This window comes from Desulfovibrio faecalis, assembly GCF_053570625.1.
The window spans coordinates 1,974,088-1,995,170 of record NZ_JBRBQR010000001.1 but is presented as its reverse complement, the minus strand read 5'-3'; the positions used below and the strand labels follow the sequence as shown (position 1 = coordinate 1,995,170).

The following is a 21,083-nucleotide window of genomic DNA, read 5'->3' as shown; positions in this document are numbered from 1 at the left end:
ATGGCTGTTTCCATTTATGTCGGCAATCTGCCTTTTTCCGCCACCCAGGAAGGCGTTGAAGCCCTGTTCGCCCCCTACGGCGAAGCCCTTTCCGTCAAGCTCATCATGGATCGCGAAACCGGTCGCCCCCGTGGTTTCGGTTTTGTTGAAATGGACGAAGCCGATGCCCACAAGGCCATTGAAGCCCTGAACGGCGTTGACTTTGGCGGTCGCACCCTGCGCATCAACCAGGCCGAAGAACGTCGCCCCGCGCCCCGCCGCTGGTAGACCACAAATTTCCTTGAAAAAAAGCCGCTGCTCACGCAGCGGCTTTTTTTATTTGTAGCAACGAACCACTTCTAGCCTTTCTTGCCCTCGCTCTGGGCAGGCACGTTCTGTTTTTTGCTCTCTTGCCCAACCACAGCGCCAGAATCAGAAGCGTTGAACTGACATGCGCCGATACAACGGATGCCGCCGCAGTGCGGACAAGCATTGCGCCGCTGCGGCAAAAACATACACCGCAAAATTGTCAAAATATGCTTGATTGCCATGCAACCACCAAGAGCATCCTTTTGTAATGAAAGCCACACGGTTTAATCCATACGCTGCAAAAATCCGCACCTAGCATAATGAGGTTCTGTCTCCCAGACCTGCCACGCCGCAAAAACAAATATAGACCTGCCAGCCTGATCAATGGAACCCTTTCCATGGACAGGCCTTAATTATATGGCTGAGCTAAATGGTAATAAGCTTTTCATCATCCTTAAGGATTTTCGTAAACGCCTCCCCAATGTAAAAGACTTCATCAACACCTTCCAGCGTTTCTAGTTGCTCAAAGAGGCCGAGGTTTTCAGCGCACTTTCTGCATGCTGAAACATGCCCGCCAGCATCATGAAATTTTTTTAGAAGACCCTGCAGCTTCACGTCTTCACAAATCAATTGAACGGTTGCACCCCAGAGAATCAGATGCACTTCTCCCCACCAGCCTTGCAGCAAGGAATTTGTGGCATACATGAAGACCATATTCTCAGCGGTGACAGGATTATCGTTAATCCATAGTATATGCAGACACTTTTTACTCATGAATATACCCCATCGGTCAAGGGGTTGGGCGAGGAGTGTCAGAAGGACCACTCCCAAGAAGAAACACATACCTCACAATACCAGCTAAATATGGCAAGCACGACAGGTGCACAAGCGCATTTTTGCTAACGCACAAAAACAGTCCAATATTTAGCCAGGTGTAAAAAGGAATGCTGTGCCTACGTTGTGGATTTTACCGCTCTACATGCCCGCAGCTTTTCCATGCAACGCTCAGGCTGGCGGCCGTGCAAATCTACGCTTTGCGACGCGCAAATGTCTGTCTGGTACATGACAATGCCAATCATGCTGCGCAAGGACGGTGTTATTAGCACTGATTCCCGTCCTTCTTTGGCAAATCATGTATCCTGAGAGCAACACGAGTCCAGTCTATTTTAAATGGTGGACGGAATCCCGTGGACAGCTCCCCAACAAAAAAGTCCGTGAAACCTAGGTCTCACGGACTATAGCGGACATTTACGCCCAGCTCTGGGAGGCCCCCAATGGGCCTCCCGGCGGGCATTTCAGGGCCGAAGAGGCAAGCCCTGAAAATCATGGGCCTTCATGGCAGAAAGCATTCTGCCATGGCGCTCAGGCAACAACAGTATTAGTCTGCCTGGGTGCGGATGAAGGTAGGAATTTCAAAATCATCCTCATCGTAGGTGAAGTCTTCGTGGCCGGGATTATGCGCACGGCGGCGCGGCTGGCCCACAACTTCACGCTTGAGCAGATAGGGAGGACGGTTACTGTTTTCATCGTACCAGCGCTCCACTTCAGTGCGGCGGGCAGACTGCGGCAAACGTGACTCGGCGCGTTCCTGCTCGTCCATCATGCTCTGCTGGGCTGCGCGGGAATTCATGCGGCGCGGTTCGGCAACCACGGCGTCAGGGCCGGGCTTGCGGAAGTTGGTGACAGTGGCCGCAGGAGCCTGCACGGGCTGAATAACCTGAGGAGAATCAATGCCGGTGGCAATAACGGTGAGGCGGATTTCGTCGCCGATATTGTCGTCAAACACAACACCAAAGATGATGTTGGCTTCTTCAGGCGTAGCGTCGCCGATGATGTCGCCGATTTCGGCAATTTCCTCGGCCGTGATGTCTGTGGGGGCGGTGATGTTGTACAGAACCGCCTTGGCGCTCTCGAGCGAAACATCTTCAAGCAGCGGGCTCATGATGGCGCGCTGGGCTGCCTCGCGGGCGCGGTTTTCGCCAGAGGCGATGCCCGTGCCCATCAGGGCCATACCGGCTTCGGCCATCGTGGTGCGCACGTCTGCAAAGTCGAGATTGATAAGGCCTTCACCCACAATGACGTCAGAAATACCCTTGACGGCGTAGTACAGCACATCGTTAGCCTTCTGAAGCATTTCGGAGAAAGGAGCCTTCTTGGGGGCAAAGGCGAGCAAACGGTCGTTGGGGATGGTGATCAGGCAATCCACATGCTGCTTGAACTCTTCAAGCCCGGCTTCAGCAGCGCGCTTGCGCTTGGCGCCTTCAAAGCTGAAGGGCTTGGTCACAACACCCACGGTGAGGACGCCCATTTCCTTGGCAGCCTGAGCAACCACAGGAGCAGCGCCGGTACCGGTGCCGCCGCCCATGCCAGCAGTAACAAAGACCATATCGGCATCGCCGATGGCTTCACGAATGCTGCCAACGCTTTCCACCGCCGCCTCGCGGCCAATGGCGGGATTGGCGCCAGCGCCAAGCCCCTTGGTGAGTTTTTCACCAAGCTGCACCTTAACGGAGGCACCGTTCTTGTTCAGCGCCTGCACATCGGTGTTGGCGCAAACAAACTGCACTCCGCGCAGGCCAGAGGCAATCATGTTCTGCACTGCGTTACCGCCGCCACCACCTACGCCAATAACTTTGATCTTGGCATTGCTGGCCAACGAGGTATCGATATCATCAACGATAGACTGAGCCATTACACCTCTCCTCTGTGCTATCCTCAAAATGCCCGCTTGAGGTTGTTATGAAATGTCCGCAAACCACTTTTTCATTCGCGAAAGCACGCCGTCAAAAACGCCGCTTTCACTACGTGTGGTAAATTTTTTCTGGCCGGAAAGTTCCTTTTCCGCGCCGTAACGCAACAGTCCGACCGCTGTGGAAAACTTGGGGCTGTTGACCACGTCTTTCAGACCCCCGATGTTGCGCGGGTAGCCAATGCGCGTGGGCAGATTGAAAATCTGTTCGCCCAGTTCCTGGCAACCCTCAATCAGCGCCGTACCGCCCGTAAGTACCACGCCAGCACCGATCATGTCCTTGTAGCCGGAGCGCACAAGGGTCTGATCCACAAGGTAAAGAATTTCTTCCATGCGGGGTTCGCATATTTCGGCCAGCACCTGGCGCGAAAGCCTGCGCGGCTCGCGCCCCCCCACGCTGGGAACTTCAATAAATTCATCGTTGCGCACAAGGTCGGCAAGGGCGCAACCATACTTGAGCTTGATTTTTTCGGCAGAGGCTATGGGAGTACGCAGACCAAAGGCAATGTCGTTGGAAAGGTTCTGCCCGCCAAGCGCCAGAACAGCCGTATGTTTGATGGCATCGTTGGCAAAAACGGCGATATCAGTGGTGCCGCCGCCCAGATCAACAAGAGCCACGCCGATTTCGCGTTCTTCTTCGGTCAGCACGGCTTTGGCCGATGCCAGCGATTCAAGGGCAATATCGGCAACTTCAAGCTGGCTGCGGTGGCACGAGCGCACAATGTTCTGGGCCGAAGAAACAGCACCGGTAACAATGTGCACCTTCACTTCAAGGCGCACACCTGCCATGCCGAGCGGGTCGGCAATGCCGCGCTGGTTATCAACAATGTATTCCTGAGGCAGAATGTGGATGACCTCGCGGTCGGCAGGAATGGCCACAGCCCTGGCTGCGTCAAGTGCGCGTTCAATATCGCGCTGTGCAACCTCGCCGCCCTTGACGGCAATGACGCCGTGGCTGTTGATGCCCATGATGTGACTGCCCGCAATCCCCACGTATACCGAGTGGATTTCGCAGCCTGCCATAAGTTCCGCATCTTCCACAGCTTTGCGGATGGACTGGACGGTCTGTTCAATGTTGACCACTACGCCCTTGCGCAACCCTGTGGAAACACTGGTGCCGATGCCCACCACATCTACAAGACCCGACTCCGACAGCTCGCCCACCACAGCGCATATCTTTGTGGTGCCGATGTCGAGGCCAACGATGAGCTCGGACTTATTCATGCCATTCTCCTCAAAACGCCTGTCTCCGGGTCGCAACGGCATACCACTCTGGCGCATGCCGCAAGTTTCTTACGCTGGCTGGTTAAGTAAAACCCAAACATTGCCGTTAACAGACCGAATTTCGCGAACATTGCGCAGTTCGTGTCTGCGGGCCAGATCGCCCAGGGTCAGACTCAACCGGGAAAGATTGCCCTCCCAATCGTCAGTTGCGATGGAAAGCCGCATCTCCCTGTCTTCAAGATAAATTTCGATGCCCTTGCCGGGGCTCACGCTGACGGACGAAACCGCCCCCGCCTCTATGGGAAGCAAACCGCTTTGCATGCCCTTCATCAGGCGCGTCAGGTACGGCAGGGCGTCTTCTGCCCCCTGATCAACACGCAAGGTGGGCAGCGAGAGAAAGTTCTTGCTCTCAACCGGCGCTATAATTTCTCCAAGCTCGTTGGCGTAATACAGCACCCCGTCCTTATGCACCCAAAAAGAAGGCAACCGCTCTTTCAGCCGTATAACAAACCTGTCCGGCAGAAGGCGCTTAACAGAAACTTCCTCAACCCAGGGTGTCTTGCGCAGGTTTCTTTCAACCTTGGCAATACTGACCGCAAGGCTGTTGTCGCCCTCGCGTATGCCGCCGTATTGCAGCACCATATCGTGCGAGAGGCGCACATTGCCGGTCACGTCAACATGGCGTGTGGTGAAAAAATCGCTGGTTATGGCCTTGTTGTAGAGCCAGAGCGATGAATAACACACACCCGCAAGGATCATCCCCAGGCAGGCCAGCAGCACTGTCAGTGCGGCAAGGCTTTTCAGCCCGCTAAAGCCCTTGAGCTTCTTGAAAATCCCCGCAATAACACCGCCCCCACGCACTTTTGATCCACCGCCGCTTTTCTTTACTGGGGCAGATGCTCGTGTGTAGGAGTTACGGGCCTTGCGTCCGCTTTTTTTCAGGGCAAGGGGCATGGCACTATCCTGACCTCCGGCTCAAGCTCAATGCCAAACCGTTGCCGCACAGCTTGCCGGGCCTCTTGCAACAAGGCCAAGGCCGCAGTGGCGCTGCCCTTGCCTTCATTAATCAAAAAATTTGCATGCAGGCTTGAAAAAGCCATTCCCCCAAGCTGTCTGCCCTTGAAACCAGCCTCGTCAAGAAGCCTCCCGGCAGACATTTCCGGCGTGGGATTTTTGAATACGCACCCCGCGCTCCAGGCCGTCACAGGTTGTTTAGACTTTTTCTTAAAAAAGTTGTGACGCATGCAATTACAGATGCCATCCCTTTCAGCAACGGTCAAGCCAAATGTGGCTTCCAAGACGATAAAATCATTCTTTTTCCCGTTAATTTTGAGGGTACGATAGCCGTACTGCAGTGCATTTCCGTTGATGCGCTCAATGGTGTTGTCAGCAAATATCTGAATGTTATAAATATTTTTACATGTTTCCGCGCCATGCGAGCCAGCATTCATGGCAACAGCCCCGCCCACGCTGCCGGGTATTCCCACCAGCCCCTCAAGGCCGGAAAGCCCGTTTACAGCGCAGAAACGCAGCAGCCGGGCCATGGGAACGCCCGCTCCTGCACGAACCAGAACCTTGCCTTCGTGCTCGCCCACAATGACCGGGCCGTCATTGAAAAAAGGACGAATCAGAACCAGCGGCAATTCGCCGTCCTGTGCAAGAATATTGCTGCCCGCACCCAGTACCAGAGGCGTGCCGCCAAGGGCCTTGAGTTTATCGGGCAGCAGATAAAGATCTTCACTCCGCTCGAGTATTATCTCCGCAATGGCGGTACCCCCCACTCTCAGCGTGGTGCGGGGGGCAAGAAAAGGAGCGGGCATCTCACGCATGGTCTTGTCCCTCCAGCCACGCGGGGCCAAGGCGGGTGATGCTGCCAGCGCCAAGGGTCAGCAGCACATCACCCTCGCGCAACACATTGGGCAGGGCTGCGGCAAGGTCATTAAGGGTCTGGTAGTATTCCACCGGAGTTGTGGAAACCTGACGGATGCCCTGAGCGAGACTCTGGCCTGAAACGCCGGGAATGGGCTTTTCAGACGCGGCGTAAATTTCGGTGAGAAGCAGCTGATCCACACTGTCAAAGACTTTGCAGAACTCGCCAAAATGGGCCTGTGTGCGGCTGAAACGGTGCGGCTGAAAAGCCGCCACAATGCGCCGACCGGGAAAAACCTGCCGCGCTGTCGCAAGAGTAGCCGCAATTTCCGCCGGGTGATGACCGTAATCGTCAACCACGGTCACACCGCCCTTTTCTCCCTTGAATTCAAAGCGCCGCCCCACGCCGCCAAAACCATTCAGGCCCTCGGCGCATTTTTCAAAGCTGATGTCCACTTCCATAGCCGCGCCAATGGCGGCCAGAGCGTTGAGCATATTGTGGCGGCCTGGCTGCGGCAGGCTGACCTGACCGAGCTTGACGCCATTGCGCCACACTTCAAAGTTGTTGCGCACGCCGCAGTCAAGAGGCACGGCGCGCAGCACGTTGTCTTCCGCAAAGCCATAGGTAAGCACAGGGCGCTTCACACGGGCAAGCAGGGCACGCACGCCAGGGTCGTCGCCGCAGACGATATTCAGGCCATAAAAGGGCACGTTGTTCATGAATTGCACAAAGGCATCATCAATGCCCTGCCGGGTTTTGTAGTGGTCCAGATGGTCTTCGTCCACGTTGGTCACAACATTGATGATGGGCAGAAGGCACAAAAAAGAGCCGTCTGATTCGTCAGCTTCGGCTATCAGATATTCGCCGTGCCCAAGATGCGCGTTGGTACCATACGCATTGAGCCTGCCGCCAATAATAACTGTAGGATCAAGCCCCGCAGTATCAAAGATTGATGCCGTAAGCGATGTTGTAGTGGTCTTGCCATGCGTACCGGCAATGGCGATGCCCTGCCGCAAACGCATCAGCTCGGCCAGCATTTCGGCACGGGGGATTATGGCAATATTACGGCGGCGGGCTTCCACAAGCTCTGGATTTTCATCGTTGATGGCGGTGGACTTTACCAGTACCTGAACATCCCCCACGTTTTCCGCTGCATGGCCCACGGCAACGTGTGCGCCAAGGTCGCGCAAATGACGCACAACGGCAGAATCACTCATGTCAGAGCCGGAAACTTCGTAGCCCTGATTAAGAAGAACCTCGGCAATGCCGCTCATGCCCGCGCCGCCAATGCCCACCATATGAATACGCCGAATCTTGCTGTTCATGCTCTACCTTTAAAGAAAGTCTAGATAATTTAAAGGGTTGAGTCCACCCTTGGATATTGAAAGCTGAAGCCCTGTTTACGCTGTTTGTTCCAGAACGGCGACCACGCGCTCTGCCGCGTCAGGCCGGGCTGCGGCAAGCGCGGCTGCGGCCATGGGTTCGCGTTCGCCGGGCATGGTCAGGAGCCGCAGCAGGATGTCAGACATCCCCTGTACGGCCATGCGCCCTTCCGGCACCAGTACGGCAGCACCGCTGCGGGTCAGCACTTCGGCGTTGCGGGTCTGGTGATCGTGAATGGCATAGGGAAAAGGCACAAGAACCGAGGGCAGGCCTGCGGCGCAAAGCTCCGCCACCGTGCTAGCTCCGGCGCGGCACAGGGCCACGTCGGCCCAGGCATAGGCCCCGGCCATGTCGTCAATAAAGGCGGAAACGCATTCGGGCGCATACCCCGCCGCCACATAGGCCGCGCGCGCACTCCCCTCATCGGTTATGCCGGTCTGGTGGCGAATCTCCACCCCGGCACCGCGAAATTCCGCCAGATTTTCAAGCATAAAGGCATTGAGCGCATGTGCGCCCTGCGAACCGCCCACGACCAGCAGACGGCGCGTCTGCCGGTGGCGATCCACCTGCCCCACCGCGCTTACGGCCGCCCTCACAGGGTTGCCCGTAAACACGCATTTTTTCATATCAAAGCCGCTTGTGTTGGGCAGAGAAATACACACGCGCCGCGCAAGCCGCGCCAGAAAACGATTGCTGGCACCGGCTATGGCGTTCTGCTCGTGCAGCACGCCGGGCACGCCAAGAATACGTGCGGCCAGCATGGGCGCAAATGCGGCATACCCGCCGAATCCAGCCACAACATCGGGCTTGAAGCGGCGCAGAATGCCCACGGCCTTGCCCACGGCAAGGGCCATCTGCGCGCCTGCGCCCACAGCTTTGAAGCCGCGCCCCAAAAGCCCGCGCACAGGCAGCCCCTCAAATGGAATGCCCGCCTGACGCATCAGCCGTTCTTCCGGCCCGTAGAGCGAGCCAACAAACAGCAAGTTGGCATTGGGATTGCGACGCCGCAATTCCTCTGCCACAGCCAATGCCGGAAAGATATGCCCGCCCGTGCCGCCGGTCGTCAGGATGATGTTGTCCATGTGTCCGCCGTCCTTGAAAAATTCATAAGCAGGCCCACGCACAGCATGGTGGCCAAAAGGTTACTGCCGCCGTAACTCATGAGGGGCATGGGCACGCCCTTGGGCGGCGCAACCCCCATGACCACGGCCAGATTCATGACCGAACCCATTGCAAGAATGGTGGTAATGCCGAATGCGGTAAAGCGGTCGCGCAGATTGCGCTGGCCCATGATGATTTTGTAGCAGCGCCAAAAAAGCAGAGCAAACAGAATCATCACTGCGCTTACGCCCACAAAGCCCATTTCTTCGGCAAGCACGGCCATGATAAAGTCGTTGTGCGCTTCAGGCAGATAAAACATCTTCTGCTTGCTTGCGCCAACGCCTACGCCAAAGAAGCTGCCCGAACCAATGGCAAGCAGCGACTGCACAAGCTGGTAGCCTGTGTTGTGCGCATCCTGAAAAGGATCAAGAAAGGCCAGCAGACGGCGCAGACGATACGGAGAAGAAATGGCCAGCGCCATAGCGCCGCCGCATGCGAGCGCCACCGAAAAGAACAGATAGACAAAGCGGGTGCCGCCCGCCACGCACATGAAAAACAGAATACTTGCCAGAACGACGGCGCTGCCGAAGTCAGGCTGCAAAAGCAGCAAAAAGCAAAACAGCCCCGTAACGGCAAAGGGAGGAATGACGCCCCGGCTGAACGTCTTGATAAGTTCCTGTTTGGAACTCATAAAGTACGCAAGGTACAGCGCCAGCGCAATTTTGACGAATTCCATGGGCTGAATGGAGATAAAACCCAGCGGGATCCAGCGTTTTGCACCGTTGATGGCAGGGGTAAGGGGCGAGAGCGTCACCAGCAGCAGGAGCAGCGCAAGAAAGAGCGCAGGATACTGCATGCGGTACAGCCAGTGCCTTGGCAGGAGTGCGGCGCTCCACAGCGCAACGCCGCCGCCGAGGGCAAAAATGACCTGACGCTTGAAGAAAAAGTATTTGTCGCCGTTGACCTGCTCCGCCACGATGCCGCTGGCCGAAAGCACCATCACAAGACCAATGGAAAGGATAATCAGCATGATGGTGAAAAGCCACCAGTCAAAGGGCGCGAACGGCCCCTCCTCCGTGGCTCTCGCCATGGCGCTGTTTACCTTGGGCGCTTTTTCCTTACCGCTGAAGATGTTCTTCATGACAGCTTACCCACAATCTGTTTGAAGTCTTCACCGCGCTGTTCATAATTTTTGTACAGGTCATAGCTGGAGGTGGCGGGCGCAAGCAGCACCACGTCGCCGCTTTTGGCATTTGCCGAGGCAAAACGCACTGCCGGTTCCATTGTTTCGTGCCAGCTTATGGGTACAATCCCCTGCCAGGCCTTTTCAAAATGCTCGCGGCTGGCGCCAAAAAGCACAACTTCCTGCACCTTCGCGCGCAACAGGTCGGCAAGCCCGGCCAGATCGCCGCCCTTGAACTTGCCGCCGCAGAGCAGCCGCACTGGGCGGTTAAAAGCCTCCAGCGCCACCTGAAGGGCGGAAACCGTGGTGCATTTGGAATCATTGACGTACAGCACGCCGCCAAGCTCGCGCACGCGTTCAAGGCGGTGCGGCAAAGGCTGAAAGCGCTCAACGGCCTTGGTGGCGCTGGCTTCCGTCACGCCGAAAAGGCGGCAGGCCTGCCATGCGGCTTCTTCATTGATGCGGTTGTGTGCGCCCATGAGGCAGCTTGTGGGAAAACGGTCTGTGGCTTTTACAAAAACCTTGCGCGCCTTGAGGCGGTGAGCCTCAGCCAGCCCTTGCAGGTCTTCGCCCAGCACGGCCAGATCGCCTTCGTCCTGGCAGCGGAAGAGGCGGAACTTCGCCTCGGTGTATTCCGCCATGTCCTTATGGTAATCAAGATGGTTGGGCGTGATGTTGAGCAGGATGCCCGCGCGCGGACAAAAAGTAGTGCAGGCCTGCAACTGGAAGCTGGAGATCTCAAGCACAAGCACATCGGCTTTTTTGCCGCCGAGAACATATTCCGAAAGCGGCGTCCCGATGTTGCCGCCCAAAAACACGGAATAGCCCTGCTCATGCAGCATGGCGGCAGCCAGAGAGGCCGTGGTGGTTTTGCCGCTGGTGCCGGTAATGGCCAGCACTGGCTCATCATCAAGGTAGCGCCAGGCCAGTTCCATTTCGGCCAGAATTTCAGAAACCTGCGTGTCCACCAGCCCTGCAAGCCTGGCTACAGGCATGCCGGGGCTGGGCACCACAAAGGCTGCGCCTGCAAACTGCGCGGCAGAATGCTCGCCAAGCTGCACGTCAATACCAAGGGCAGCAAGTTCAGCGGCGAGCACCTCCCTTCCGGCCAGCGCCTTGAGGTTGCTGTCCAGTAGCCGAACCCTCGCCCCGGCGCGCCGCAACAGTCTGGCGGCAGCAAGGCCTGAACGGCCCGCCCCCACAACAACTGCCAGTTCGCCGGATTCAATACGTCTGCCGCGATTTTTCTCCAGTGCCATATCCCCTCTCCTCAGCGCAGCTTCAGAACAGAAAGCGCCACAAGGCCCAACAGGATGGAAGTTATCCAGAACCGGATGATGATCTTGGATTCAGGCACGCCCTTGAGCTCAAAATGATGATGCAAGGGTGCCATGCGGAAAATACGTTTGCCGCCTGTCCAGCGGAAGTAGCCGACCTGTAGAATGACCGAAAGCGTTTCGGCTACAAAAAGGCCGCCCACCACTGAAAGAACAAGTTCCTGCTTGCACAGCAGGGCCAGATAGCCCAGCACGCCGCCGAGCGAAAGCGAACCCACATCGCCCATGAATACCTGGGCCGGATAGGCGTTGAACCACAAAAAGCCAAGGCCCGCGCCCACAAGCGCCGCGCAGAACACTGTGACCTCGCCCACGCCGGGCATGTAGGGCAGCAGCAGGTATCCGGCAAAGCGGGCGTTGCCCGTGATATAGATAAAGATGGAAAAAACAAGGCAAGCCACAATGGAAGGCCCGATTGCAAGGCCGTCCAGACCGTCCGTCAGATTAACGGCGTTGGAAGAGGCCACCATGACAAACACGCCAAAGGGCAAATAAAACCAGCCCAGATCAAAGGTAACTTCTTTCAGAAAAGGTATGGTCAGTTTGCTGCTGTAATCGGGGTTAATGTAGAGCAGCACCATTGCCGCGCAGGCAATGACCAGTTGCCCCGCCATCTTGGACCTGCCGGAAATCCCTTTGTTCTTGTGGTGACGCAACTTGGTAATGTCGTCCCAGAAGCCAACGGCTCCGAAACCCGCAAAAACAAGAAAAGCCTGCCAGATATAGGGATTTGTCAAATCAGACCACAACAGCAGGCTGACAGTGAGCGTAAACAGCATGAGCAGGCCGCCCATGGTGGGGGTGCCGGCCTTGCAGGCGTGGGCGGCAACGTCTTCGTGAATATACTGGCCGCATTTGAGGCTGCGGAGCCAGCCGATAAAACGGGGACCAATGAGAATCGAAAGCACAAGAGCAGTAATGAGCGCGGCCAACGAGCGGAAGCTGATGTACCGAAAAACGTTGAATACCGTCCATTCGGACGCAAGGGGGACAAAGAGATTATAGAACATGCAGCGTAATCCGTTCTTTTGGTCGTGTGCAGACCGTTTTATGCCCGTTCTTTAAAGCAGTTAAACCCTGAAACCGGGCTTGAGCGGAGTAATCCGCCAATGCCTGTTTCAAATAGCAACGCTCCAGCAGGCGGCGTTTTTGATCATGGCCCTCAGCCCCGCACGGCCTCCGGCTCTGTGAGAGTCTGGAGCAGACATTCCAGCCTGTTGCCGCGTGATCCCTTGAACAGGGCTACGCCGCCGGTCTTGTTTTCGGCAAATGCACTGGCCGTCAATTGGGCCCATGCAGCAGCAAAAGCCGCAGCGTCATACACCTCGAACCATGGCCCTGTATAGCCCCCACAGGTCAGCCCGGCGCGGATATTTTCGCCGTGGCCGCCTTTCCAGAATACTGCCGCAGGTTTAAGTTCAGCCAGGTGTTTGCCGAGGGCTTCGTGCTCTGCCGCAGCCTGCGCCCCTAGCTCGAGCATTTCGCCAAGCACAGGCACAAAAAGCCTGCCAGCGGCGCGCTCTGCCGCTGCATCAAGCATACGACGCATGGAAAGCGGGTTGGCATTATAGGTATCGTCAATAAGCAGCCACTTGCCCACGCGCGTCTGATTGAACCGCTGCACGGGCAGTTCGCTCTGGGCCAGACCCTGCGCAATTTCCGCAGTGCTCAGGCCCAGCAGATGGGCGGCGGCGGCAACGGCTATAACATTTTCCGCGCCGTACTCACCCCTGAAAGGGGCGGTAACGTCGCACCGCGCGCCGTCAAGCCAGAGGTGGTACAGGCCGCGCCTGTCGTCCGGCGCATCAATGCCAGTTGCGGCATCATCGCGGCTGTCGGCCTGTGCAGGCGCTGGCCCTGCGTATGAGGCACGGTATTCCACGGCCCGGCCTGTGGCGCTGAAAAAATGCAGTTCCGCGCCGGTGGCTCTGGCCTCGCGTACAAGTTCGGGATAATCGGCGCACACAAGGCCTATGCCCTTGGGGGCAAGGTTGGTGAGCAGGCGCGATTTGTGCCAGGCCACGCCCTTGCTGCCGAGGCCTTCGGTATGGCCTGCGCCGACGTTAAGTATAAGGCCAATGTCGGGGCGCATAACGGACGACAGTTCTTCCATGTCGCCCTCATGGCTGATGCCAGCCTCCATGACCCAAAAATCTTCATCGCCGTCAGTGGCGAGCATGGCGCGGGGCATGCCGATCTGGTTGTTGTTGTTCAGAGCATTCTTGGCGGTTTTGCCGCGCACGGAAAGAACCTGAGCCAGCACTTCCTTGAGCGTTGTCTTGCCCGCTGTGCCGGTAACGCCCACAACTCTGGCGGTTGTTTTGTCGCGCCACATGGCGGCGATGCTGCCAAGGGCCTTGACCGTATCTTCCACCACCAGCACTGGCACACCCGCACCGGGCAGAGCCCGTGAGGCCAACACGGCAGAAGCCCCAAGCTCCACGGCGGCAGGCACAAAGTCATGCCCGTCCACCCTGCTGCCGGGGATGCAGACAAAGAGAGCCCCGGTCGCGGCCTCGCGGCTGTCCGTCACTGTGGCGGTCAGCGCAATGTCGCTCTCAAGGGCGCTCAGGCCCAGATGGGCCGCTATTTCATTGTAGGTCAGTCGCAATGAAGAAACTCCCTAACTACTTCCTGGTCGCTATAGTGGTGTTTGACACCCTGGATGATCTGATAATCCTCATGGCCCTTGCCTGCAATAAGCAATGCATCGTCCTTGCCGAGCATTTTCAGCGCCTTGATGGTAGCCGCGCGGCGGTCAACCTCAACCACGACTTCGCGGGCGGATTTCAAACCGGGCAGAACATCCTGCAAAATAGCTTCCGGCTCTTCAAAACGCGGATTGTCGGAGGTCAGCACTGCCACGTCAGACCAGCGGGCGACAGCCTCGCCCATGAGGGGACGTTTGGTGCGGTCGCGATTGCCGCCGCAGCCAAATACAGTAACAACGCGTTTGAATCCAGCCCCCCGCAGGGCCTGCAAAACGTTTTCCAGCGCGTCCGGCGTGTGGGCATAATCTACAAATACATTTAATCCTTGGGGATTTTCCACACGTTCAAGCCGTCCGCTCACGCCCGTAAAACTTTCAAGAGATTTGAAGGCCTCAGGCTCAATACCCATTTCAAGGGCAACGGCCTGTACGGCCAGCAGGTTGGAAGCGTTGAACGCGCCCACCAGAGGCGAGCGAAGTTCCCACTTGCTGCCCTCAAGATGCATACGCATGTGGCAGCCGTCTGTTCCGGCAGAAAGCAGTTCACCCCAGAGGTGACGCTTGTTCAGCGCGCCTTTTTGCAAACCAAAGGAAAGCGCCGTGGGACACAGCTCCAGCAGGCGACGGCCCCAGGGGTCATCTGCGTTGACAGCCATGGCTTTGTCAGGCCGGGGCAGTTCCAGGAATAGACGGGCCTTGACCTGGAAGTAGCTTTCCATGCTCTTGTGATAATCCAGATGATCCTGCGTCAGATTGGTAAAGGCTGCGCCGGAAAAAGGCACGCCGCAGACGCGCTGCTGGTCAATGGCGTGGGAGGACACTTCCATCACCGCCACATCCACGCCCGCCTTGGCCATGGCGGCCAGCATGGCGTGCACGCTCAGGGCATCGGGCGTGGTGAGGGGCGCGGCTTCCGCATGACCGGGCCAGCGGTAGCTGACCGTGCCCATGACGCCAAGCTTGTGCCCGGCCTGCGCAAAGAGCTGTTCGAGCAGATAGGAGCAGGTGGTCTTGCCGTTGGTGCCAGTGACGCCCACGATCTTGAGCGGCAGTTCACTGGTGCGCCAGCGGGCCTCCGCCAGACGCCACAGCGCCTCGCGCGGGTCGGAATGGTGCACAACGCGGCAACCGCCAGCAAGTGCTGCGGCTTCCTCCGCTCCGCCGGGGCGGCAAACAACAATGGAAGCCCCTGCGGCTACTGCGGCGGGAATAAAACGCGCCCCGTCTTCGTTAACGCCAGGCACGGCAACAAAGATATCGCCGGAATTGACCTGACGAGAATCGACGCGCACTTCAATACCGCCGCGTCTGCACTGTTCAAGAAGGGCTGCAAATTCCCGTTCCATATCAACCTCACTGCATAACCGGGGCAAATACCCCAATTTAGTCCCGGCGGCGCGCGCAATTCAACCCGCAACCCCGCGCGCGATGCGTGCGCCAGCCGGAAGCAACCTGCCGTTCTTACCGTTCGGAAAGCCAGAGAATATATTCGATGTCCTTGCCTTCTTCAGGCCAGGCAACACCAGGGGCAGGGGTCTGCTTGACCACCCTGCTGCCCGATCCTTTGAGTTCAGGCACAACGCCCGCGCGGGCAAAAAGTTCAACCGCATTGCGCACAGATTTTCCCATCACGTCCGGCACCCGGCTGCTGGCCTTGGCCAGATGCCCCGGCAAACGCATGCCTTCGGCCTGCTGCGGCGGGGCCAGCTTTCTGGTGTCGGTGGCATAGGGCACCTCCAGCGCGGCAAGCTTGAGACCACGCTGACGGGTCTTGTTGACCGGGCCTTCGCCAGTTGCTGCCTTTGTATCCGCTTCCGCCACCTTGGTTTCGTTAAACATGCCCGTATACGACACCATGCGGGAGGCAACTTCCTTGAACACGGGCGCTGCCACCACGCCGCCGTACTGGTTGCGCGAAGGTTCATCGACCATGACCATTACAAAATACTTGGGCTTGTCTGCCGGGAAAAAGCCCACGAACGAAGCAAGACGCTTGCTGCCGTAGGTGCCCGACCTGTGGTCGGCCTTCTGGGCCGTACCGGTCTTGCCGCCCACGTCAATGCCGTCCACACGGGCGCGTTTGCCTGTACCATCCGGTTCTTCAACAACATCACGCATCATGTGCATGACTTCGCGCACGGCGGTTTCAGAATAAATGCGGGGACGCACCTCATCCACTGCGCCGTCTTCGCGCGTGAGGCGCAGGGGCTTGTACACGCCGTTGTTGAGCAGGGTCAGGTAGCCCTGCGCCATCTGGAGGCCTGTCACCGAAATACTCTGACCAAACGATGTGGACATGATGTCCACTTCGCTCCAGTCGCGCGGTGCGCGCAGGATGCCCCGGCTTTCAGATACAGGTACGCCGGTGCGCTGTCCAAAACCCAACGCATGCATATACTTGTAGAAGGTAGGAGCGCCCATAGACAGGCCGATTTTTGCCATGCCGATGTTGGACGAATAGCGCAGCACCTTTGCAGCGGGCAATATTCCCTGCCGCGAGGTGTCGCGGATGGTGAAGTTCTTGGTCACCCACTTGCCGCCTTCGCAGTCGATAAGGGTATTGGGCGTGACCTTGCGTTCCTGAATGGCGGCGGCCATCACAAAAGGCTTGAATGTGGAACCCGGTTCCAGAGCATCGGCAGCCAGCCTGTTGCGGTAAACGAGCGGCGAAAAATCCTTGTAGTTGTTGGGATTGAAGAAAGGATACTGCGCCCAGGCCATGATTTCGCCCGAGGCCACATCCACCACCAGCGCCCCGCCCCAGCGGGCATCATATTCCCGCACGGTACGCGCCACGGCTTCTTCAACAAAAAACTGGATCTGCATATCGATGGTGAGGGTCAGATCCTGCCCCACCGGCTCGCTCTGCCCTTCCTCGTGCAGATAAAAACGGCGGCCCATGGCATCCCGCTGCACAATCTGGCGCGTGGGAATGCAGCCAAGGCGTGAATCGAGCGAGCGCTCGATACCCTCAAGGCCCTTGTCGTCAAGGCCCACAAAGCCAAGAAGCTGCCCGGCCATGTGCTTGAAGGGATAAACCCGGTCATATTCCTTACTCAGGCCTATGCCGGTAATGTTGGCCTTGCGCACGGCCTCGGCGGTATAGTCGTCCACCTTGCGCTTCAGCCAGACAAAGCGGCGTTTGGTCTGCGCCAGGTCGTCATAAAGCTTCTGCGGCTCCATGCCCAGAATGGGGCCGAGGGTGTTGGCCATGGCCTGAAAATCGGTGATGTCCTGCGGGCGGGCGTAAATGGACTTTGCTTCCACACTGCGGGCCAGCACCTGACCGTTGCGGTCAAAGATCATGCCTCGACGCCCGGTGACCAGCTCCGTTGCCGTATGCTGCCGACGGGCGCGCTCTGCAAGGCGCGGTCCCTCCATCATCTGAAGGTACCATGCGCGCCCCCACAGCCCGACCCACAGCAAGCAGAAGATGCATACAACTATCTTGATGCGGGCGCGGCCCCAGTCCACATTACCCATCCAGGCCGGAGAACTCGTGCCCTTGCCCGAAGAGACAAGGTTGCGGGTGGTCTGCGGCTTGGTGGCACGGGCAGGGCCAGCGCTGGACACATTGCGTTTGCGAGAGCTGAGTTTGAACATGGCGTTTCCAAACTGGGCGTCGCCGTGATGACGCCGGGCTTTTTCCGGGCCTGAGCATTGACTGGTCAGGCATTGGAGCGTTCCGGAGTTTTTACTGTAGTTCCATACGTCGAATTTGGCCGGGCTTGGGTTCGCGCATACCGAACTCATCTGCCTTGCGCCGCAGTTCATAGGGAGAAAGCAGCCGTTCGCGCTCAACTTCAAGCTTGGCCCTCAGGGCGCGCCGTTCGCGAACGGTATTTTGCTGAATATTGATGAAATAGGTTGTGTCCATGCGCTCAATGTTGCTCCACACCAGCACAAGGCCCATGACCATACAGCTCAGAAGCCCCAGAACCAGCGCCAGAAGCCATCCCCTGCCCCCGTGTTGCTGGTTCATGGTTGTATTGCGCTTCATGATCCGGTGGCCTCGGCTATTTTTTCCACAGCGCGCAACTTGGCGCTGCTGGAGCGAGGGTTGACGGCCAGCTCTTCGGGCGTGGCGGTCACGGGCTTTTTAAACAGAATGCGCACTTCTGGCTGATGATGGCACACGCATACCGGCACATGGCGCGGGCAGCGGCAGCCTTCTGCCCAATGTCGCATGGCCTGCTTGACCATGCGGTCTTCAAGCGAATGAAACGTTATGATGGCAAGCCTGCCGCCAATGGGCAGATATGCCAGGATGTTATCAAGAAAACGCCGTAGTTCGCCCAGCTCATCGTTGACGGCCATGCGCAAGGCCTGAAAGGTGCGCGTGGCCGGATGCCGCCTGGCCTTGGCCCGCCAAGCGGCGGGATAGGCCTTTTCCACCAGGGCCGCCAGTTCTGCGGTGGTGTCTATGCTGGCCTTCTGACGCGATTCCACAATTACGCGGGCAATGCGCCCGGCCTGTGGTTCTTCGCCCAGCATGGCGATACATTCCTTAAGCCTTGCAAAGCTCTCGCGGTTGACCCAGTGCCAGGCCGATGGCTGGCCGGAATTCTGATCCATACGCATATCAAGCGGGCCATCGCCGTGAAAGCTGAAACCGCGTTCGGCCTCATCAAGCTGGAGCGAAGACACGCCGATATCCAGCAGCGCGCCGTCCACCTTGTTCCAGCCCAGTTCTGCCAGCGCATCGGGAAAATTGCTGTAATTGCAATGAAAAATGTGAGCGCGGTCGCCAAAGGGGGCCAACCGCTGACGCGCAAGAGCCATGGCGTCTTCGTCCCGGTCGAGGCCGCACAGTTCGATGTCGCTGGCGGCGCCGAGCACTGCCGAGGCATGGCCGCCCATCCCCAGGGTGCCGTCCAGATAACGGCCCCCGGCGCGGGGCGAAAGAGCCTCCAGCGTTTCCGCCGGAAGCACCGGCACGTGCCGCACGGGTTCTGCGATGTTATCCAAAATTTCCGTCATGGTGCGGCCTATAGACTGAGAGTTATGCCAAGCCCGGAAAGCTCGTCGGACACATCCTCAAGCTGGAGGGCATTGAAGCGTTCCTGATCCCAGATTTCAAATTTGTTCAGCATGCCCACAAGCATTGCATCCTTGTGCAAACCAGCCTCGCGCATCAGCACCTGCGGAATACGCACCCGCCCTTGGGCATCGGGTTCAAGTTCCTGGGCAAGGCCCATAACCTTTGTTTTGAAGTGCGAAAGCCTGGGTGAGGGCATGGGAATACTGCCAAGCTGTTCTGTAACCATGTCCCAGTCGGCGGGCAGATATGCCACCAGGCGTCCGTAAAAAGCGGTAAGCCAAAACGTCCCAGAGCCGCCGTCCGCGTAGAGTCCTTCGCGGTATTCCGGCGGCAGCATGAGTCGCCCCTTGGGGTCTAGGCTGCGGGAAAGGCTTTTTGTGAACAGTTTTTTCACTTTTTCCCACTTCTTACTACTTGTTACCACTTTTTCCCACTTATGCCCCAAGCCCCACACCGTGTCAAGCAATGTCGCAAAATTGGCTTTATCTGCGAATTATCTGGCGATCAGCCAGCCAGTTTCCGCCCATTTTTGCGGTGGTAAAAAATGGCAAGTTACCACTGCCAACCCTTCAGGGATGCAGGGCAAAAAAATAACGCCCATCATTTCCGCAGAAGCAAAAAGCCACCAGGCGGACAACATGGGCGCAGTTTCAACGCGTTTGCGCCGAATGCCTTGACAATATGCGGGAAAACCAAGACTATTTGGACCAAGCCGGAACTGTAAATTTTGTACTTTTGCGCCCTTGCGCCACCGGTTTCAGCCAAAAGGAACAGATATGAGAACGAAAATTGTCGCTACTATCGGTCCCGCCTCCAACAGCAAAGAAAAACTGCACGAACTGGCAGAGGCCGGTGTCAGTGTATTTCGCCTTAATTTTTCGCACGGCGGCGCGGCGGACTTTGTTGCCATCATCCAGAGCATCCGAGAGGTGGAAGCGGCCATCGGGCGGCCCATCACCATCATGCAGGATCTTTCCGGCCCCAAAATCCGTCTTGGAGTGCTGCCCGAAACCAGCATAACCGTCACCAAGGGCATGGAGCTGCTGCTCGGCCCCAGCGACCGCCATGTGGACGATTTCCCCTATCTGCCCTTTGACCACGATGTGATCCTTGAAAGCCTCGAGCCCGGCGACCGCATGGTGCTGGCTGACGGCGGACTTCAGTTTGTGGTTACTGAGTGCCGCGCGGACGGCCTCGTGATGCTCAAGGCGGACAACTCCGGCATCGTCACCTCGCGCAAGGGGCTGGCCCTGCCCGGCAAGGCCACCAAGGTTCGCGCCCTGACGGAAAAGGACAAAAAAGACCTTGCGGACGGCCTCAAACTTGGCGTGGACGCAGTGGCAATCTCCTATGTGCAGACTGCGGACGACGTGCGTGAAGCCAAGGAGCTTATCGCCGCTGCCGGCAAAAACCTGCCAGTGGTCGTCAAGCTTGAACGGCAGAGCGCCGTGGACAACCTTGCAGAAATTCTGCACGAGACTGACGTCGTCATGGTGGCTCGCGGCGACCTTGGCGTGGAATGCCCCCTGCCCCTTCTGCCCGCGCTGCAAAAACGCATCATCAGCGCATGCAACAAGGCCTCCAAGCCGGTGATTGTTGCCACGCAGATGCTGCTCTCCATGGTCAACAGCCCTGCCCCCACGCGCGCGGAGACCACAGACGTGGCCAATGCCGTGCTTGACGGCGCGGACTGCGTGATGCTTTCGGAAGAAACCGCCATGGGCAACTTCCCCGTTGAAACGGTGCGCTACATGCGCCGCATCACGGACGAAGCTGAACGCCTGCTGCTGCTCAACCGCAAGCTTGAAGAGCCGGACAGCGACAAGGGCATACCGGAATTCCTGGCCTACTCCGCCTGCCTGCTGGCAGACAAGGCTTCGGCCAAGGCCATTGTGTCGCACAGTCTTTCGGGCAGTTCGGCCCGGCAGGTCTCTGCCCGCCGCCCCCCGCAAAGCATCTATGCGCTCACGCCTGACCCGGTTTCCATCAAGGCGCTCAACTTCGTCTGGGGCGTGAGGCCGGTTTTTGTGGAAAATCCGCAGGAAGAACCAAGCCACCTTATCCGGGCCGAGAGCTTTATTCACAACAGCCCGGATTTTGAACCTGACGACTGCGCGGTTATTACCGCTGGTCAGGTCAAGGGGTCTTCCGCCACGCCCCGTGGCACAAACCTTGTCAAAATTTACTGGAAGTAGCT

At 57.8% G+C, this 21,083-nt stretch carries 19 protein-coding genes; 3 read left to right on the top strand and 16 right to left on the bottom strand.

Features of this window, described 5'->3' with window-relative positions; translation table 11 throughout:
- Nucleotides 1-267 (top strand): RNA recognition motif domain-containing protein, encoded by a 267-nt coding sequence (locus ACUZ79_RS08870; RefSeq protein WP_192111928.1) that lies wholly within the window; start codon nucleotides 1-3, stop codon nucleotides 265-267.
- Between the two features lie 447 nt (nucleotides 268-714).
- Here ACUZ79_RS08870 and ACUZ79_RS08865 read toward each other — a convergent pair whose 3' ends face one another.
- From ACUZ79_RS08865 to ACUZ79_RS08790, 16 genes are all read right to left on the bottom strand, one after another.
- Nucleotides 715-1,062 (bottom strand): DsrE family protein, encoded by a 348-nt coding sequence (locus ACUZ79_RS08865; RefSeq protein WP_240824473.1) that lies wholly within the window; start codon nucleotides 1,060-1,062, stop codon nucleotides 715-717.
- Nucleotides 1,063-1,666: 604 nt separating this feature from the next.
- Entirely contained in the window at nucleotides 1,667-2,980 is a 1,314-nt protein-coding gene (ftsZ, locus tag ACUZ79_RS08860; RefSeq protein ID WP_240824474.1) for a cell division protein FtsZ, read from the bottom strand.
- A gap of 45 nt (nucleotides 2,981-3,025) precedes the next feature.
- Nucleotides 3,026-4,261, bottom strand: a complete 1,236-nt coding sequence (gene ftsA / locus ACUZ79_RS08855; RefSeq protein WP_022659333.1) for a cell division protein FtsA — start codon at nucleotides 4,259-4,261, stop codon at nucleotides 3,026-3,028.
- 69 nt (nucleotides 4,262-4,330) lie between these two features.
- Nucleotides 4,331-5,215: a cell division protein FtsQ/DivIB gene (locus ACUZ79_RS08850; RefSeq protein WP_240824475.1), complete on the bottom strand. Its 885-nt coding sequence runs from the start codon at nucleotides 5,213-5,215 to the stop codon at nucleotides 4,331-4,333.
- Nucleotides 5,200-6,090, bottom strand: coding sequence for a UDP-N-acetylmuramate dehydrogenase (gene murB / locus ACUZ79_RS08845; RefSeq protein WP_449251355.1), 891 nt, complete (start codon nucleotides 6,088-6,090; stop codon nucleotides 5,200-5,202). Before murB ends, ACUZ79_RS08850 begins: the two co-directional genes overlap by 16 nt.
- Nucleotides 6,083-7,456: a UDP-N-acetylmuramate--L-alanine ligase gene (gene murC / locus ACUZ79_RS08840; protein ID WP_240824478.1), complete on the bottom strand. Its 1,374-nt coding sequence runs from the start codon at nucleotides 7,454-7,456 to the stop codon at nucleotides 6,083-6,085. The genes murB and murC overlap by 8 nt, the downstream gene beginning before the upstream one ends.
- A 75-nt stretch (nucleotides 7,457-7,531) precedes the next feature.
- Entirely contained in the window at nucleotides 7,532-8,596 is a 1,065-nt protein-coding gene (murG, locus tag ACUZ79_RS08835; protein WP_240824479.1) for an undecaprenyldiphospho-muramoylpentapeptide beta-N-acetylglucosaminyltransferase, read from the bottom strand.
- A complete protein-coding gene (gene ftsW / locus ACUZ79_RS08830; RefSeq protein ID WP_240824480.1) occupies nucleotides 8,578-9,756 on the bottom strand; it encodes a putative lipid II flippase FtsW in 1,179 nt (392 codons plus the stop codon). The genes murG and ftsW overlap by 19 nt, the downstream gene beginning before the upstream one ends.
- Entirely contained in the window at nucleotides 9,753-11,057 is a 1,305-nt protein-coding gene (murD, locus tag ACUZ79_RS08825; RefSeq protein WP_449251354.1) for a UDP-N-acetylmuramoyl-L-alanine--D-glutamate ligase, read from the bottom strand. The genes ftsW and murD overlap by 4 nt, the downstream gene beginning before the upstream one ends.
- A gap of 11 nt (nucleotides 11,058-11,068) precedes the next feature.
- Nucleotides 11,069-12,145, bottom strand: a complete 1,077-nt coding sequence (gene mraY, locus ACUZ79_RS08820) for a phospho-N-acetylmuramoyl-pentapeptide-transferase (RefSeq protein ID WP_240824482.1) — start codon at nucleotides 12,143-12,145, stop codon at nucleotides 11,069-11,071.
- Between the two features lie 152 nt (nucleotides 12,146-12,297).
- Entirely contained in the window at nucleotides 12,298-13,746 is a 1,449-nt protein-coding gene (locus tag ACUZ79_RS08815) for a UDP-N-acetylmuramoyl-tripeptide--D-alanyl-D-alanine ligase (RefSeq protein ID WP_449251353.1), read from the bottom strand.
- Entirely contained in the window at nucleotides 13,737-15,191 is a 1,455-nt protein-coding gene (locus ACUZ79_RS08810; protein WP_449251352.1) for a UDP-N-acetylmuramoyl-L-alanyl-D-glutamate--2,6-diaminopimelate ligase, read from the bottom strand. Before ACUZ79_RS08810 ends, ACUZ79_RS08815 begins: the two co-directional genes overlap by 10 nt.
- A 115-nt stretch (nucleotides 15,192-15,306) precedes the next feature.
- The gene (locus ACUZ79_RS08805) at nucleotides 15,307-17,448 is read right to left on the bottom strand and encodes a penicillin-binding transpeptidase domain-containing protein (protein WP_449251351.1); all 2,142 of its coding nucleotides are present in this window, start codon (nucleotides 17,446-17,448) and stop codon (nucleotides 15,307-15,309) included.
- Nucleotides 17,449-17,539: 91 nt separating this feature from the next.
- Complete coding sequence (locus ACUZ79_RS08800) at nucleotides 17,540-17,845, bottom strand: hypothetical protein (protein WP_022659322.1); 306 nt, start codon at nucleotides 17,843-17,845, stop codon at nucleotides 17,540-17,542.
- On the bottom strand, nucleotides 17,842-18,825 hold the full coding sequence (rsmH, locus tag ACUZ79_RS08795) for a 16S rRNA (cytosine(1402)-N(4))-methyltransferase RsmH (RefSeq protein WP_449251350.1): 984 nt from the start codon (nucleotides 18,823-18,825) through the stop codon (nucleotides 17,842-17,844). The genes ACUZ79_RS08800 and rsmH overlap by 4 nt, the downstream gene beginning before the upstream one ends.
- An 8-nt stretch (nucleotides 18,826-18,833) precedes the next feature.
- A complete protein-coding gene (locus tag ACUZ79_RS08790; RefSeq protein ID WP_240824487.1) occupies nucleotides 18,834-19,280 on the bottom strand; it encodes a division/cell wall cluster transcriptional repressor MraZ in 447 nt (148 codons plus the stop codon).
- Between ACUZ79_RS08790 and ACUZ79_RS08785 the strand changes: the two genes are divergently transcribed.
- The gene (locus tag ACUZ79_RS08785) at nucleotides 19,264-19,563 is read left to right on the top strand and encodes a hypothetical protein (RefSeq protein WP_449251349.1); all 300 of its coding nucleotides are present in this window, start codon (nucleotides 19,264-19,266) and stop codon (nucleotides 19,561-19,563) included. The two genes, ACUZ79_RS08790 and ACUZ79_RS08785, sit on opposite strands and share 17 nt — an antisense overlap.
- A gap of 99 nt (nucleotides 19,564-19,662) precedes the next feature.
- Nucleotides 19,663-21,081: a pyruvate kinase gene (gene pyk, locus ACUZ79_RS08780; protein WP_240824488.1), complete on the top strand. Its 1,419-nt coding sequence runs from the start codon at nucleotides 19,663-19,665 to the stop codon at nucleotides 21,079-21,081.
- Nucleotides 21,082-21,083: the final 2 nt, after the last annotated feature.

Bases quoted from the DNA above. Each gene is read 5' to 3' on its own strand.
- murD (WP_449251354.1), bottom strand. From the start codon at position 11,057: ATGGCACTGGAGAAAAATCGCGGCAGACGTATTGAATCCGGCGAACTG.
- ACUZ79_RS08865 (WP_240824473.1), bottom strand. From the start codon at position 1,062: ATGAGTAAAAAGTGTCTGCATATACTATGGATTAACGATAATCCTGTC.
- ACUZ79_RS08810 (WP_449251352.1), bottom strand. From the start codon at position 15,191: ATGGAACGGGAATTTGCAGCCCTTCTTGAACAGTGCAGACGCGGCGGT.
- ACUZ79_RS08805 (WP_449251351.1), bottom strand. From the start codon at position 17,448: ATGTTCAAACTCAGCTCTCGCAAACGCAATGTGTCCAGCGCTGGCCCT.
- ftsZ (WP_240824474.1), bottom strand. From the start codon at position 2,980: ATGGCTCAGTCTATCGTTGATGATATCGATACCTCGTTGGCCAGCAAT.
- ACUZ79_RS08870 (WP_192111928.1), top strand. From the start codon at position 1: ATGGCTGTTTCCATTTATGTCGGCAATCTGCCTTTTTCCGCCACCCAG.
- ACUZ79_RS08800 (WP_022659322.1), bottom strand. From the start codon at position 17,845: ATGAAGCGCAATACAACCATGAACCAGCAACACGGGGGCAGGGGATGG.
- murB (WP_449251355.1), bottom strand. From the start codon at position 6,090: ATGCGTGAGATGCCCGCTCCTTTTCTTGCCCCCCGCACCACGCTGAGA.
- mraY (WP_240824482.1), bottom strand. From the start codon at position 12,145: ATGTTCTATAATCTCTTTGTCCCCCTTGCGTCCGAATGGACGGTATTC.
- ftsW (WP_240824480.1), bottom strand. From the start codon at position 9,756: ATGAAGAACATCTTCAGCGGTAAGGAAAAAGCGCCCAAGGTAAACAGC.
- rsmH (WP_449251350.1), bottom strand. From the start codon at position 18,825: ATGACGGAAATTTTGGATAACATCGCAGAACCCGTGCGGCACGTGCCG.
- pyk (WP_240824488.1), top strand. From the start codon at position 19,663: ATGAGAACGAAAATTGTCGCTACTATCGGTCCCGCCTCCAACAGCAAA.
- ftsA (WP_022659333.1), bottom strand. From the start codon at position 4,261: ATGAATAAGTCCGAGCTCATCGTTGGCCTCGACATCGGCACCACAAAG.
- murC (WP_240824478.1), bottom strand. From the start codon at position 7,456: ATGAACAGCAAGATTCGGCGTATTCATATGGTGGGCATTGGCGGCGCG.
- ACUZ79_RS08850 (WP_240824475.1), bottom strand. From the start codon at position 5,215: ATGCCCCTTGCCCTGAAAAAAAGCGGACGCAAGGCCCGTAACTCCTAC.
- murG (WP_240824479.1), bottom strand. From the start codon at position 8,596: ATGGACAACATCATCCTGACGACCGGCGGCACGGGCGGGCATATCTTT.